A 12,977-nucleotide genomic window follows, 5' to 3' on the forward strand; every position below is an offset into this window, starting at 1 on the left:
CCGCCGCGTGCCACCGCCATGGGCTGGCTGCCGGCAGCTGCCGTGCGGCGCGGCGCGTGGATCGCCTTCGCGCTGGCTTTCAACTTCGGAATCTACCTGGCCTACCAGGGGGGTTGGCCGATCGTCCTGATTGGCCTGGCGTCACTGCTGGCCGGCTGGGCCTACACCGGCGGACCGCGCCCGATCGCCGGCACACCGCTGGGCGAGCTGTTTGTCCTGCTGTTCTTTGGCCTGGCAGCGGTCGGCGGCTCCTATTACCTGCAGACCTTGTCGATCAGCCCCGCCGCTCTGCTGGCCGGGGCAATGCTGGGTCTTTTCGGCGCCGCGGTAATCACCGTCAATAACACCCGCGATCTCGAGACGGATGCCCGAGCAGGCCGCCGTACGCTGGCCGTCGTTCTCGGTCGGCGTGCCATGCGCTGGGTTTTCGCAGCGGAAACCCTGCTTCCCTTCGCCTTGTTGCCTGGGCTCGCGGTGCTTGCCGGGCGCGCTTGGTGGCTGGCATCGCCGCTGTTGGTGCTGCCGCCGGTGTTGCTCTTGATCAAGCGTTTTGGTGATGCGTCGGGGGGAGCGGTTTTCAACCAATTGCTGGCCAGCACGGCCAGATTGCAGTTCTTGTTTGCGCTCCTGCTGAGCTTGGCGATGGTCGTCTAAGCGGACTCCGTCATCCGGGAGTGCCTGTTTGTCCAGGCTGAAACCAGGCCAGTTTCTGCTGCAGGCGAACCACGGTGCCGACGATGATCAAGGCCGGAGAAGCGATGCCGGCGGCCTCGACTTTCCCGGGCAGCGTGGCCAGATCTGCCGTCAGCACCCGTTGGCGCTTGCTGGTACCGTTCTGTACCACGGCCGCCGGGTGGTCTCCGGGCAGACCGTGGGCAATCATCTGGCGGCAGATTTCGGCGATGCCGCCAACCCCCATATAGAAGACGACCGTCAACCTGGGGCGCGCCAGGGCGGGCCAGTCGAGATTGATGGTGCCGTCCTTGAGGTGACCGGTAGCGAAAGCCACCGCCTGCGCGTGGTCCCGATGGGTGAGCGGGATGCCGGCGTAGGCCGCGCAGCCGGCCGCGGCGGTAACTCCGGGAACGACCTCGAAGGGGATGCCCGATTCGACCAGCGTCTCGATCTCTTCGCCGCCACGCCCGAAAATGAAGGGGTCTCCTCCCTTGAGGCGGACTACCTTTCGCCCAGCGCGGGCCAGTTTTACCAGCAGTCGATTGAGTTGCTCCTGCGGCACGGTGTGATTGGAGCTTTTCTTGCCGACGTAAATTTTCTCGGCGTCGGGACGGGCCAGATCGAGTACCCCTTCGGCAATCAGATGATCGTACACGATGGAGTCCGCTTCGCCGATCAAGCGGGCTGCGCGCAAGGTGAGCAGGTCGAGGTCACCCGGCCCGCTGCCGACGATGAACACGGTTCCGACGAGCGGTGAGGAGGGCGTTTGACTCATTGCTTTGTTCCGATTCTGGCTGAGGTGCAAGCATAAGCGCCCGGCCCGGGTAATTTCAACTCGACCGCCATCTCATGGATTCGGCGATCGGGGATATTTGATGGAGGTCAAGGAAGGGAGCGGTCCAGACATGTCATCCTGCGGCGAGTCTGACACAGATGTGACCCGGGCGACCGTAGAGAACTTTCAAGAGGAGAGGAAATAGCATGCAGAAGGTAATTCGTAACGTATTGATGCTGGCAGCGCTGCCGTTCGCCATGAATGTGGCGTTTGCGGCCAAGGCCGAAAAGGCTGCCGCGCCGGCACCTGCGGTAGCGGAAGCGCCGAAGCTTTCAGCTGAGGACAAGGCGGCTTCGGGCAAAACCTATTTCGAGCGTTGCGCTGGCTGCCATGGCATGCTGCGCAAGGGTGCTACCGGCAAGAACCTGGAGCCGAAGAACACCACCAAGCTGGGTTCCTCGCGCCTCGAAAAAATCATGACCTACGGTACCGAAGGCGGCATGCCGAACTTCGACGATATTCTGTCGAAGAAGGAAATTGCCCACATGGCGGAGTACGTTCAGATGCCGGCCGACGTGCCACCCGAGTGGGGTATGAAGGACATGAAGGAGAGCTGGAAGCTGGTCGTTCCGGTTGCCGAGCGTCCCACCAAGCAGATGAACAAGGTCAACCTGCAGAACGTCTTCGCAGTGACCCTGCGGGACTCGGGCGAGGTTGCCCTGATCGACGGCGACACGAAAGACATCTGGGGTATCGTCAAAACGGGTTACGCGGTGCACATCTCGCGCATTTCGGCTTCCGGCCGCTATGTTCACGTCATCGGTCGTGATGGTCGCTACGATCTGATCGACATGTGGTACGAGCAGCCAAAAATCGTCGCGACGATGAAGGCGGGCTACGAAGCACGCTCGGTGGAGACCTCGAAATACAAGGGCTACGAGGACAAGTACGCGGTGGTGGGTGCCTACTGGCCTCCCCAGTACGCGATTCTCGATGGCGAAACGCTCGAACCACTGAAAGTGGTTTCGACGCGCGGCATGACCGTCGACGGCGAATATCATCCGGAACCACGGGTTGCTTCTATCGTTGCCTCGGCGGAAAAGCCCGAGTGGGTGATCAACATCAAGGAAACCGGCATGATCAGGCTGGTTGACTACTCGGACATCGCCAACCTCAAGGAAGTCACCATCAACTCCGCCAAGTTCCTGCACGACGGTGGTTTTGACTCGACCAAGCGCTACTTCCTCGTTGCCGCCAACGCCTCCAACAAGATCGCCGTGGTGGACACCAAGGAAGGCAAGCTGACCGCACTGGTGGACACCGCCAAGATCCCGCACCCGGGTCGTGGCGCCAACTTCACCCATCCGAAGTACGGTCCGGTCTGGGCAACGTCGCACCTGGGTGCCGATGTGATCACCCTGATCGGTACCGATCCGAAAGGTCATCCAGACCAGGCGTGGAAAGTCGTTCAGGAACTCAAAAACCACGGTGCCAACTCGCTGTTCGTGAAGACGCATCCGAAGTCCAAGAACCTGTGGTCTGACGCACCGCTGAACCCGGATCCCGAGCTGGCTGGTTCGGTCTCTGTCTACAACATCGACGAACTGGGTGATCCTGCCGCCAAATCGCAGGTGATCAACCTCGCCGCTGCTGCCAATCTGGGCAAGACCAAAGGCAACCAGCGCGTGGTGCATGGCGAGTACAACGAAGCTGGTGACGAGATCTGGTTCTCCGTCTGGACCGGTAACAAGACCGAGCCGTCGGCGATCGTGGTCGTCGATGACAAGACGCGCACGGTCAAGAAAGTGATCAAGGACCCACGTCTGGTCACCCCGACCGGCAAGTTCAACGTCCACAACACGCAGCACGACGTCTACTGATCTTCGCGAGTCTGATCTAAAACCGGGGGGCTACCGCCCCCCGGTTTTTTTTTGGCTCGTTTGCCGGCATAATCCCCAGCACCTCAACTGCCGCAAGGAAGCAACGATGAAAGTCAAAATCCTGTTGTTGTCGGCCGCCATGGGGGGCTCGCAGCTGGTCTTCGCTGCGCCACCACCCGTCGACCCGGCAATGCTCGAACTGGCCGACCAGAGCCGCTGCCTGGTCTGTCATGATGTCGAGGTGAAGGTTCGCGGTCCCGCCTGGCGCGATGTCGCCAAACGCTATCGTGGCAAGCCGGAAGTCGAGGAAGTGCTGGTCGAAAAAGTCTACAAAGGCGGCGGCGGCGTCTGGGGTGACGATTACATGTCGTCCAACAAGCGCGCCGGGATGGACAACATCCGCATTCTGGTCAAGTGGATTCTGACCCTGCCCGAATCTTGAGCACGTCGGCGATCAGCATGGCTGACGCCGAGTACCGAGTACCGAGTGCCCGCGCCCGCTCCGCTGATCAGCTCGCGCCGTTGGCGCGCGCCCGCAGCAGCTCGATGATCATTGCCGACGCCTGCTCGATCGAGCGGTGGGTAACGTCGATGACCGGCCATCCCCGCGTGGAGAACAGGCGGCGTGCGTCCACCACCTCTTTGCGCAGGGCGGCGAAGTCGGTGTAGTCGGTGTCTTCGTTTTCGTTCAGGGCGCGCAAACGGGCCGAGCGGACGCGGGCGAGTCGGCTCGGGTCAACGGTCAGACCGACGATCAGTGGTCCCTTCGCCTTCAAGAGGCCGAGCGGGGGTGGCGAGAAGGGCACCAGCGGTACGTTGGCGGCCTTGATGCCGCGCGAGGCCAGATACATGCAGGTCGGTGTCTTGGTGGCCCGTGATACGCCGACAACGATCACGTCGGCACCGTCGAGATCGTCGCTGGCGATGCCGTCGTCGTGGGCCAGAGTGTACTTCATGGCTTCTATGCGACGGTAGTAGTCCTCATCGAAGACGTCGCGAGAGCTGGTGTGACTATGCACTGGCACCTTGCAGTGCTCGGCCAGCTGGCTGACCAACGGCTCGAGTGCGAACTGGTAAGGGATGCCCAGTCGGGCACAGCCGTCTTCGAGCGCCTGGCGGATGTCGGTGTGGCTGATGCTGTGCACGACATAGCCGGGTGTTTGCGCCACCGTGCCCAGAATTTCGGGGACCTGGCCGAGGTGGCGGACCATTTTCCACAGGCGGCGCTCGACCTCCAGCCCGGCGAACTGCGCGATGGCGTTACGCGCCAGCAACTCGACCAGTTCCCCTGAGGCATGCGAGACGAGGTACAGCACGAGGGTTTTGCTCACGACCATCCTTTGCCCGTGTTTGCGCCGTGTTTTCTGATCAGCGGTGGTGACCGCCGTCGAGGCGCAGGACGGTGCCGTTGATCATCACATTCTTGAGAACGTGCAGGACCAGCATCGCGAACTCGGCCGGGTCGCCGAAGCGGTGCGGAAAGGGAATCTGGTGCGCCAGCCGCGAATCGAGGTTCTTTTCCATGGCGAACAGCGTCGGTGTGCCGAACAGCCCCGGCGCGATGCCGACGACGCGGATACCCAGCGGGCCCAGCTCGCGTGCGGCCGGCAGGATCATGCTGACGACGCCGCCTTTGGAGGCGGAATAGGCTGCTTCCCCGCTTTGCCCGTCGTAGGCGGCGACCGATGCCGTCGACAGGATGACGCCACGCTCGCCGTTCGAGCGCGGTTTCAGGCGTGCCATGTCGGCGGCGGCGAGGCGCATCATGTTGAAGGTCGAAATCAGGTTGACTTCGACCAGCTGGCGGAAATCATCAAGAGGCATCGGACCGTTTGGACCAATGGTCGGCTCGGAGTGGCCACGGCCGACGCAGTGCACCAGCACGCGGGCCGCGCCGTGGGCATCGCGTGCCATGGCCAGGGCGTTCTCCGCCGAGAGCGAATCGGCCACATCGCACGGGATCGCCAGGCCACCGATCTCGTCGGCAACTTTCTGCACGCCGGCAGCGTCGATGTCGATCACTGCCACCTTGGCTCCCGCTTCGGCCAGGTAGCGCGCCGTCTCGGCGCCCAAGCCCGATGCCGCTCCAGTGACCACCGCTGCGCACGCCCACAGATCCATCTGCTGTCTCCTTCTTCCGTCAGCGAGGGCCGACGCAAGCGCGCATTATGAGCCGTGGCGTGCCGCCGCGCAAATCACGGCTGTGCGGCATGATCGCCCGCTGCCGGCACGGTTGCGGCGTGTTTCTTCAGCTAAAATGATTGCCCGTTCGCTTGCTTCTTGAACTTGTCGGAGGCGGCAACTCGCCACACCAACGAATTGACTGACTCCCGCATCATGCCTATTCTTCGCCTCCTCGCGCTGCTCCTGTCTTCGCAAGTCGTCCTCGCCGAGCCCGTGCGCGAGTCGATCGCCCCCTCGGCAGAACGCCAGAAACAGCTCGTTCACCTCGTTCGCCAGGATTGCGGCTCGTGCCACGGGATGACCTTGCAAGGTGGTCTGGGCCCGTCGCTGCTGCCCGAGGCATTGCGTGACAAGCCGCTGGAATCGCTGGTCGCCACCATCCATGGCGGTCGCCCGGGTACACCGATGCCGCCATGGCATCGCTTCCTTTCGGAGGCAGAGGCGCAATGGATCGTCGAGCAGTTGCTGGCCGGGTTCCCCGACTGATCTGATCGGTAAACCGCGGCGCGATGGCCCGGCACGGTGCCGGCTGCTTGATCGGCGGCTGAACTGCTACCGTCCGATGGCGGCCAAGCTGCCGTCGCCGACAAGGCGATTGACCTCGACCGACACGTGCGCCAATTCCTCGTGCTGGCCCAGGACGCGCCTGACGGCTTCCGGCGTCACCTGATCGTCGGCGGTCGTCAGGCTGACGATCACCGCGAATTTCTCACGGCCGACGCGCCAGACGTGCAGATCGACGATCTGTGGCGTGGTCGCCCACGCAGCGTGTTCGGCAATCGCCTGACGGACTTCCTCGACTACCGGGTGATCCATCTCCCGGTCGAGCAGCACCCGGCTGGTATCGCGGATCAGCCCGACCGCCCAGCGTGCGACGAGGACCGCACCGACGATTCCCATCACCGGGTCCAGCCAGTCCCAGCCGTAGAACATGCCGCCGAGCAGGGCAATGATGGCCAGCACCGATGTCGCCGCATCGGCGATCACGTGCAGATAGGCGGCGCGCAGATTGAGGTCATGGTGGCCGTGATGCCTCTCCTCGGCGTGGTCGTGGTGTTCGTGGTGATGTCCGTGATCGTGTCCGTGTGAATGGCCATGACCATGATCGTGTGCGCCATTGAGGATCAGCGCACAGGCGACGTTGACCGCCAGGCCGAGCACCGCGACGACGATCGCTTCGACAAACTGGATCGGCTGTGGCGAAAAGATGCGCTCGACCGACCCGACGACCATCATCACCGCCACACCGAGCAGGAAAATGGCGCTGGCGAAACCGGCGAGAACCTCGATTTTCCACGTTCCGAAAGCAAAGCGATGATCATGCGCATAGCGTCGTGCCGTCGCGTAGGCCAGGGCGGAAAGGCCGATGGCCACGGCGTGCGAGCTCATGTGCCAGCCGTCCGCCAGCAGCGCCATGGAGTTGAACCACCAACCGGCGGTGATCTCGACGACCATCATCAGCGCGGTGATCACCATCACCAGGCGCGTGCGTTTTTCGGCGGCAAGGTTGCCCTCGTCGAAGACGTGGGTGTGGGTCCAGGGCGAGAGTTCGGCGCTACGCATGACAGGTTTTCCTTGCTTGGCGGTTACAGGTACTTGCTGAGTTCCTTGAACTCGCGGATGGTGTCGTCCGCGCTGCGCGACCCTTCCCGTACCGCGTGCTCCAGACAATGATCGATGTGGTCGTGTACCAGCGTCTTCTTGGCGCTGGCGACGGCACGCTCGACCGCCTGCAGTTGCTGGGCGATCTGCAGGCAGTCGCGGCCATTCTCGAGCATCGTGACGACGCTTCTGAGGTGGCCTTCCGCCCGCTTCAGGCGCTTGATGATTTCCGGGTGCGAGGCGTGGGTGCTCATGGGGCGTATCCTATCCAGGGGGAGAGGATAGGTCAACGGCGCGCTTGGTCTGCCGTGCGATGAGTGACCCTCCTGTCGCCGGCCGGGAATTCTTGCCGTGGGCGCTTGCTGGCACAGCGCGAAGGACCCGACGTGATGGGCCAATTGGTGTAGCGCGGAGCGATCAGTTGCTATGCGTGCGGATGGTATGGAATCTGCTGTTTATTGCGGCTGGCCGGTGCATGCTTCGATCAGCGCAGGATCGTTCTCGGTCGCCTTGCCAACTCGGTGACTCACCGGCCAGACTTGCAACTCGCTGCCCGGAAGGGGCTGGATCAGCATGCCGACCTGGTCCGCTGCTGCGGCCAGCCAGGCTTGCCAGTGCTCGGGTGGCAGGATCAACGGCATGCGCTGGTGGATCGGCCGCAGCAGTTGGTTGGCGCCGATGGTGACAATGCAGCAGCTACGAACGACGTCGCCGGCCGGTGACGTCCATGCCTCCCACAAGCCGCCGAGCGCCATCGTTTCTGCCGATTTCAGCGAAATGTAGCAGGGCTGCTTGCGCGTCACTCCTTGGGTTGCCGCAGCTCGCCATTCATAGAAGCCGCTGGCCGGAATCAGGCAGCGACGCCGCCGGAAGGCGTCCCGGAAAGCGGGTTTCGCGGCCAGCGATTCGCCGCGAGCGTTGATCAGCGTGGTGCCGAGCGACTGGTCTTTCGCCCACTGTGGCAACAGACCCCAGCGCAGCAGGTGAAGCACGCGCAGACCGGCAGGTGACTGGCGAATGACCGGGATTTCCGATCCCGGCGCGATGTTGTAACGGGGCGCGAGCTCGACGCACTGATCCAGGCTGAAACGCCTGCACAACTGCGAGCGAGGGGCATCGAGGGCATAGCGTCCGCACATCGGCGAAGTGTAACCCGGCAACGCGTTGCTGACCGCTCTTCGCCCTGCTGGAGCTGCCACGCCCGACGAGATGGCCGCCTCCAGGCCGTAGCGGCGAATTCTTGATCGGCAGCAAATGCGCGCCGGGCGGCTGCGTATAATCGTCGGTCGATGGATCCAAGCACGCTCACGGGCCGATGAGCCCTCTCACCCACTGGCTGAAAAACGGCGCGCGCCGGCAGCCGTTGTTACCGGCCCTGGTGACGCCGCACGCCGCGTGGCGGTACGGCGAGCTGGCGTCGCTGGCCGACCGTGGCGGCAGTTTTCTGCGGGCGCAGGGCTTGCAGCTCGGTGACGTCGCGGCGATTGCCGGCCATGCCCACGACCTGGCGCTGGCGGCGCTGGCCTGTTCGACGGCGGGGGCGGCCTTGCTGCCCCTCGACCCGTCCGCCGCCGCTGCCGCCTGGCCAGGTCTGCAGGCACTCGCCGGTGGTCGCCTGAAGCGGTTTGCGCCGCTGCCCGGCACCTTGCCGGCGAGTGACGGACGCCTGGTACGCAGAGGTGCCGCCGACGATCTGGCACTGCTCATTGCCACCAGCGGCAGTGAAGGGGCGCCCAAGGCGGTGATGCTCACCGCGGCCAATATTGCAGCCGCGGCTGACGCGTCGAACAGCCGCCTGCCGCTGTCCGCCGGTGACCTCTGGCTGGGCTGCCTGCCCTTGCATCACATCGGCGGCATCTCGATTCTTGGCCGCTGTCTGCGCGCTGGTGCAACCTTGCTGCTGCATGAGGGCTTCGTTGCCGCCAGCGTATGGGACGACCTGCATACCCATCGCGTCAGCCACATCTCGCTGGTGCCGGCGATGCTCGCGCGCCTGCTCGACGTCGGCGCCGGCAAGCGGCCACCGGACAGCCTGCGCCATGCCTTGATCGGCGGCGCCGCGCTGTCGCAGCCTTTGTTCGAGCGGGCTTTGGCCGCTGGCTGGCCGATCTGTCCGAGCTGGGGAATGAGCGAATCGGCGGCCCAGGCAGCGACGCTGGTGCACCCGGGTGGCGACTGGCAGCCGGGCCAGGTGGGCAGCCTGCTGCCTGGTCTGGCCGCCCGCGTGGCTGGCGATGGTCGCCTCCATTTACGTGGGGCACAGGTGATGGCCGGCTATCTGAACCCGGCGTGGGCTCGGGGTTGGGGACTCGAGAATGGCTGGCTGGTGACCGGCGATCTGGGCGTGCTCGCCAGCGACGGCCAGGTGACCATTCTGGGCCGTGCCGATGACCTGCTGATCAGCGGCGGCGTCAAGGTTTACCCGTCAGAGGTGGAATCCTGCCTTGCCGGCTGCCCCGGCGTCACGGACATTGCGGTGACGGCGGTAGCGGACCCGAACTGGGGCGATTCGCTGGTGGCGCTGGTGGTCGGCCCGGTCGAGATCGCGGTGGTGGACGATTGGAGTCGGCAGCACCTGGTGAGCGCCAAGCGCCCACGTCGACTCCTGCGCGTCGACGGTCTGCCACGCAACGAGCTCGGCAAGATCGATCGCCAGGCACTACGCGCGCTCGCGGCGGCGGCTGCATGAATCTCGCATCGCTGCTCGATGCCTCGCGTCTGGCGCTGCTGCGCCGCCGTCTACGCGTCCGGCTGCCCGGCGCCCCGGTGAACGGCCTGCTCAGTATCAGCCTTGATCTCGGTCCGGGCGACGCGCATTGGCTGAACGTCGATCTGGCGCGAACCGACGTCAACTGGTGGGCGCGGCCGAGCGGTAGCGATCTTCCCGACGCTGGCACTGGCGGGCAAGTTCGCCCGCCGGGCGACTATCGCCTCGCACTGGGTAGCGCGATGAGTTTTTCGACCGCCGGCGCGGCGCGTTTCGCGGCCTTGCAGGCTGCGTTCTCGGGCCTGGCGCCGCTCTGGCAGCACGACGATTGCCAGCAGACGGGCGCCCTGCCAGCGGCCCACTTCGGCTTTGCCTTTGACGAAGAGAGCCGCGACGCGCTGCCCAACGCACGCCTGGTAGTGCCCGCTATCCTGCTGCAGAGCCGCGCTGGCTGCCGCACGGCAAGCTTCACCTGTGCGGTGCGAGAAGGGGAGAGCGCCACCGAACGTTGGCTGGCCGAGCTGCGTGCAGCGACGCCGCAGGGCGACAGCCCCCCACCGTGGACCGCCGTGTGCCGGCGCCGCGAGCCGCTGGCCGACCAGGCGTTCCTGGCGCGTGCGCGCGCCGCGCTGGCGGCGATCGCCAGCGGCAGCCTCGACAAGCTGGTTCTGGCGCGCAGCGTTCACTTCGACGGCAAGACGCCGATTACCCCGGGACCCGTGCTGGCGGCGCTTGCCCACCGTCATCCCGAGTGCGTGATCTACGCTGTCGGCCACCATCGCCAGTGCTTCATCGGTGCCACGCCGGAGCGCCTGGTATCGCTGCGCGGCGGCCTGGTGCGCGCGGATGCCCTGGCCGGGACGGCCTGGCTGGCGGTTGCCCCGGCTGCCGGGCAGCCGATCTCGCTGGCCTTGCAGCACGACAAGAACAGGCGCGAACAGCAGCTGGTGGTCGATGCGGTGCGCGACGCACTGGCACCCGTGTGCGCCGCTCTGGCGCCGCCGCAGGCGGCCGAGATCGTGCAATTGCGTGATCTGCAGCACCTGCGTACGCGGGTGGTGGGTCGCCTGCAGGCGGGGGTAGGGCTTTTCGATCTGATCGCTCGCCTGCACCCGACACCGGCGGTCGGCGGTGCCCCGGGCGGTACCGCCGCTCGCTGGCTGCGCAGTCATGGCGATCGACGCGGCGCCTGGTACAGCGGTGGCATTGGCTGGATAGAGCGTGACGGTGACGGCGAAGCGGTGGTCGCCTTGCGCTGCGCGCGGATCAGCGGCTGCGCAGCTGAATTGTTTGCCGGCGCCGGCATCGTGGCTGGATCGGACCCGGCACAGGAGCTCGCCGAAACCGAAGCGAAACTGGCCGTCGTCGCCGAAGCGCTGCAACGCCCGCGGCGTGTAGCGTGTCATGAAGGGAGCAGGAGCGCATGAAGGAAAGCGTCGATACCGGCCTGCTCAATCTGCGCTGGTCACAGGCACTGGTCGATGCGCTGGCCGCCGCCGGACTGCGCGAACTGGTGCTTTCGCCCGGTTCACGTTCGAGCCCGCTGGCCCTGGCTTTCCTGCGCCAGCCAGCGATCCGCTGCCACGTGCTCGTCGACGAGCGCAGTGCTGCGTTCTTCGCGCTGGGCATTGCCAAGGCCAGCGGTCGCCCGTCGGCTGTGCTGTGCACCTCGGGGTCGGCGCCGGCCAACTGGTTTCCGGCAGTCATCGAGGCCGATCTGGGCGCCGTCCCGCTGCTCCTGCTGTCGGCCGACCGGCCGCCCGAGTTGCTGGGCTGGGGCGCCAACCAGACCATCGATCAGCAGCGCCTGTTCGGGTCGCACGTTCGTTCTTTTCACGCGCCGGCACTGCCGGGTGCGGACGTTCCCGCGGGCTATCTGCGGCAGCTGGCAACACGGGCCATGAGCGAGTGCTGCTGGCCGCTGCCCGGTCCGGTGCACCTCAATCTGGCCTTTCGCGAGCCGCTATTGCCTGCCGGTAGTGCTCTGCCGGAGCAGGGCATCACCATCAGCACGCCGGCGAATTGTCCAGTCATACCGCGCTTGCTTCCCGATCGGCGCTTGATCGAGGCGACGCTGGCCGACATCAGCGGCCGACCGGGCGTGATCGTCTGTGGTGGGGGCGACTATCCGCAGGGCTTTGCCGACGCCCTGACGGCGCTGGCCAGCCAGCTTGATTGCCCGATTTTCGCCGAACCGTTGTCAAACCTGCGTTTCGGTAGTCACGACCGCAGTCGCTTGTGTGTGCGCTACGAGGCCTACCTACGCCATTCGTCGCCGCTGGCGGTGGCAAGGCCTGATTGGTTGCTGCGTTTCGGCGCCTTTCCGGTCACCCGGTCGCTGCAGAACTGGTTGCGCACAGCAGCGGCCGAGTCGCAGATTCTGATCAGCCCGGACAGCCGCTGGCCAGACCCGCAACACCGCGCCAGCAGGCGGATTCAGGCCGATCCGGCGCTGGCTTGCGAGGCTCTGCTGGCCGGCGCCCTGAGGCCCGCGCCGCCATCATGGCGAGCCGGGTTTGCGCAGGCCGAAGCGCAAGTCGAAGCGATCGCGCGAAGCTGCCGGCCGCAGGAGAACTTCGAAGGCGCCCTGATCCCGACCCTGATCGAATGCCTGCCGGCCGGTCATCGCCTGTTCTGCGGCAACTCTCTGGCAATTCGCGACCTCGACGCCTTTTCCGGCAGCAGCGACAAACCCTTGCGGTTGTTCGGCAATCGTGGTGCCAGTGGCATTGACGGTAATCTGTCGACCGCCCTGGGCATTGCTACCCAAGGCGCTTGCGTGGCGCTGGTCGGCGACCTGACTGCGCAGCACGACCTGACGGCCCTTGCTGCCGTCAGTGGGTGCGACATCGTTTTCGTGGTGCTCAACAACGGCGGCGGCGGGATTTTCGACTACCTTCCGGTGGCCAGCTTGCCGGAGTTCGAGCGCGCCTGGCTGACGCCGCAGGCCATCGATCTGTCGGCCGCCGCGCGCAGTTTCGGCGTCAGCGGCCAGCGCGTGGGGTCGCTGGCCGAATTCAGGGTCAGCGTCGAACAGGCGCTGGTGCGCGGTGGTGCGACGTTGATCGAGGTGCCAATCGATCGCCTGGCGAGCGTCGCTCGACGCCAGGCGTTGTGGCGAGCCTGGGCGGGCGGGGCGGTCTAGCGAGCAGCG

At 65.3% G+C, this 12,977-nt stretch carries 13 protein-coding genes; 7 read left to right on the forward strand and 6 right to left on the reverse strand.

Going from position 1 to position 12,977, the window contains the following annotated elements:
• Positions 1–654: prenyltransferase (locus RUW20_RS10300; RefSeq protein WP_313952114.1), on the forward strand; the 654-nt coding region annotated here is incomplete at its 5' end.
• A 10-nt stretch (positions 655–664) separates the two neighbouring features.
• On the opposite strand, the gene cobA is transcribed toward RUW20_RS10300, so the two are convergent.
• Positions 665–1,450, reverse strand: a complete 786-nt coding sequence (cobA, locus tag RUW20_RS10305; protein ID WP_313952115.1) for a uroporphyrinogen-III C-methyltransferase — start codon at positions 1,448–1,450, stop codon at positions 665–667.
• 206 nt (positions 1,451–1,656) lie between these two features.
• On the opposite strand from cobA, the gene RUW20_RS10310 reads away from it, so the two are divergent.
• Both RUW20_RS10310 and RUW20_RS10315 read left to right on the forward strand, forming a co-directional pair.
• The gene (locus RUW20_RS10310) at positions 1,657–3,330 is read left to right on the forward strand and encodes a cytochrome D1 domain-containing protein (protein WP_313952116.1); all 1,674 of its coding nucleotides are present in this window, start codon (positions 1,657–1,659) and stop codon (positions 3,328–3,330) included.
• Positions 3,331–3,436: 106 nt separating this feature from the next.
• Positions 3,437–3,772 carry a c-type cytochrome gene (locus tag RUW20_RS10315; RefSeq protein WP_313952118.1) on the forward strand — a complete coding sequence of 112 codons (336 nt, stop codon included), beginning with the start codon at positions 3,437–3,439 and terminating at the stop codon, positions 3,770–3,772.
• Positions 3,773–3,839: 67 nt separating this feature from the next.
• On the opposite strand, the gene RUW20_RS10320 is transcribed toward RUW20_RS10315, so the two are convergent.
• Together RUW20_RS10320 and RUW20_RS10325 are read right to left on the reverse strand one after the other, a co-directional pair.
• Positions 3,840–4,661, reverse strand: coding sequence for a pyruvate, water dikinase regulatory protein (locus RUW20_RS10320; RefSeq protein WP_313952119.1), 822 nt, complete (start codon positions 4,659–4,661; stop codon positions 3,840–3,842).
• Positions 4,662–4,698: 37 nt separating this feature from the next.
• Complete coding sequence (locus tag RUW20_RS10325; protein ID WP_313952120.1) at positions 4,699–5,451, reverse strand: SDR family oxidoreductase; 753 nt, start codon at positions 5,449–5,451, stop codon at positions 4,699–4,701.
• Positions 5,452–5,667: 216 nt separating this feature from the next.
• Here RUW20_RS10325 and RUW20_RS10330 point away from each other — a divergent pair, with 216 nt between their 5' ends.
• Positions 5,668–6,000: a cytochrome c gene (locus RUW20_RS10330; RefSeq protein ID WP_313952121.1), complete on the forward strand. Its 333-nt coding sequence runs from the start codon at positions 5,668–5,670 to the stop codon at positions 5,998–6,000.
• Positions 6,001–6,066: 66 nt separating this feature from the next.
• Here RUW20_RS10330 and dmeF read toward each other — a convergent pair whose 3' ends face one another.
• The 3 genes from dmeF to RUW20_RS10345 all read right to left on the reverse strand — a co-directional run bounded on the left by dmeF (position 6,067) and on the right by RUW20_RS10345 (position 8,315).
• Entirely contained in the window at positions 6,067–7,077 is a 1,011-nt protein-coding gene (gene dmeF, locus RUW20_RS10335) for a CDF family Co(II)/Ni(II) efflux transporter DmeF (protein ID WP_313952122.1), read from the reverse strand.
• A 23-nt stretch (positions 7,078–7,100) separates the two neighbouring features.
• Positions 7,101–7,370: a metal-sensing transcriptional repressor gene (locus tag RUW20_RS10340; RefSeq protein WP_313952123.1), complete on the reverse strand. Its 270-nt coding sequence runs from the start codon at positions 7,368–7,370 to the stop codon at positions 7,101–7,103.
• Positions 7,371–7,571: 201 nt separating this feature from the next.
• Complete coding sequence (locus tag RUW20_RS10345) at positions 7,572–8,315, reverse strand: SOS response-associated peptidase (protein ID WP_313952124.1); 744 nt, start codon at positions 8,313–8,315, stop codon at positions 7,572–7,574.
• 116 nt (positions 8,316–8,431) lie between these two features.
• Between RUW20_RS10345 and RUW20_RS10350 the strand changes: the two genes are divergently transcribed.
• Genes RUW20_RS10350 through menD form a run of 3 tightly spaced genes read left to right on the forward strand, consistent with a single transcriptional unit; the run spans position 8,432 to position 12,968 of the window.
• Entirely contained in the window at positions 8,432–9,805 is a 1,374-nt protein-coding gene (locus RUW20_RS10350) for an AMP-binding protein (RefSeq protein ID WP_313952125.1), read from the forward strand.
• Complete coding sequence (locus RUW20_RS10355) at positions 9,802–11,250, forward strand: isochorismate synthase (protein ID WP_313952126.1); 1,449 nt, start codon at positions 9,802–9,804, stop codon at positions 11,248–11,250. Before RUW20_RS10350 ends, RUW20_RS10355 begins: the two co-directional genes overlap by 4 nt.
• Entirely contained in the window at positions 11,247–12,968 is a 1,722-nt protein-coding gene (menD, locus tag RUW20_RS10360; RefSeq protein ID WP_313952127.1) for a 2-succinyl-5-enolpyruvyl-6-hydroxy-3-cyclohexene-1-carboxylic-acid synthase, read from the forward strand. The genes RUW20_RS10355 and menD overlap by 4 nt, the downstream gene beginning before the upstream one ends.
• Positions 12,969–12,977 lie beyond the last annotated feature (9 nt).

Source organism: Accumulibacter sp. (assembly GCF_032229525.1).
Lineage (GTDB): Bacteria > Pseudomonadota > Gammaproteobacteria > Burkholderiales > Rhodocyclaceae > Accumulibacter.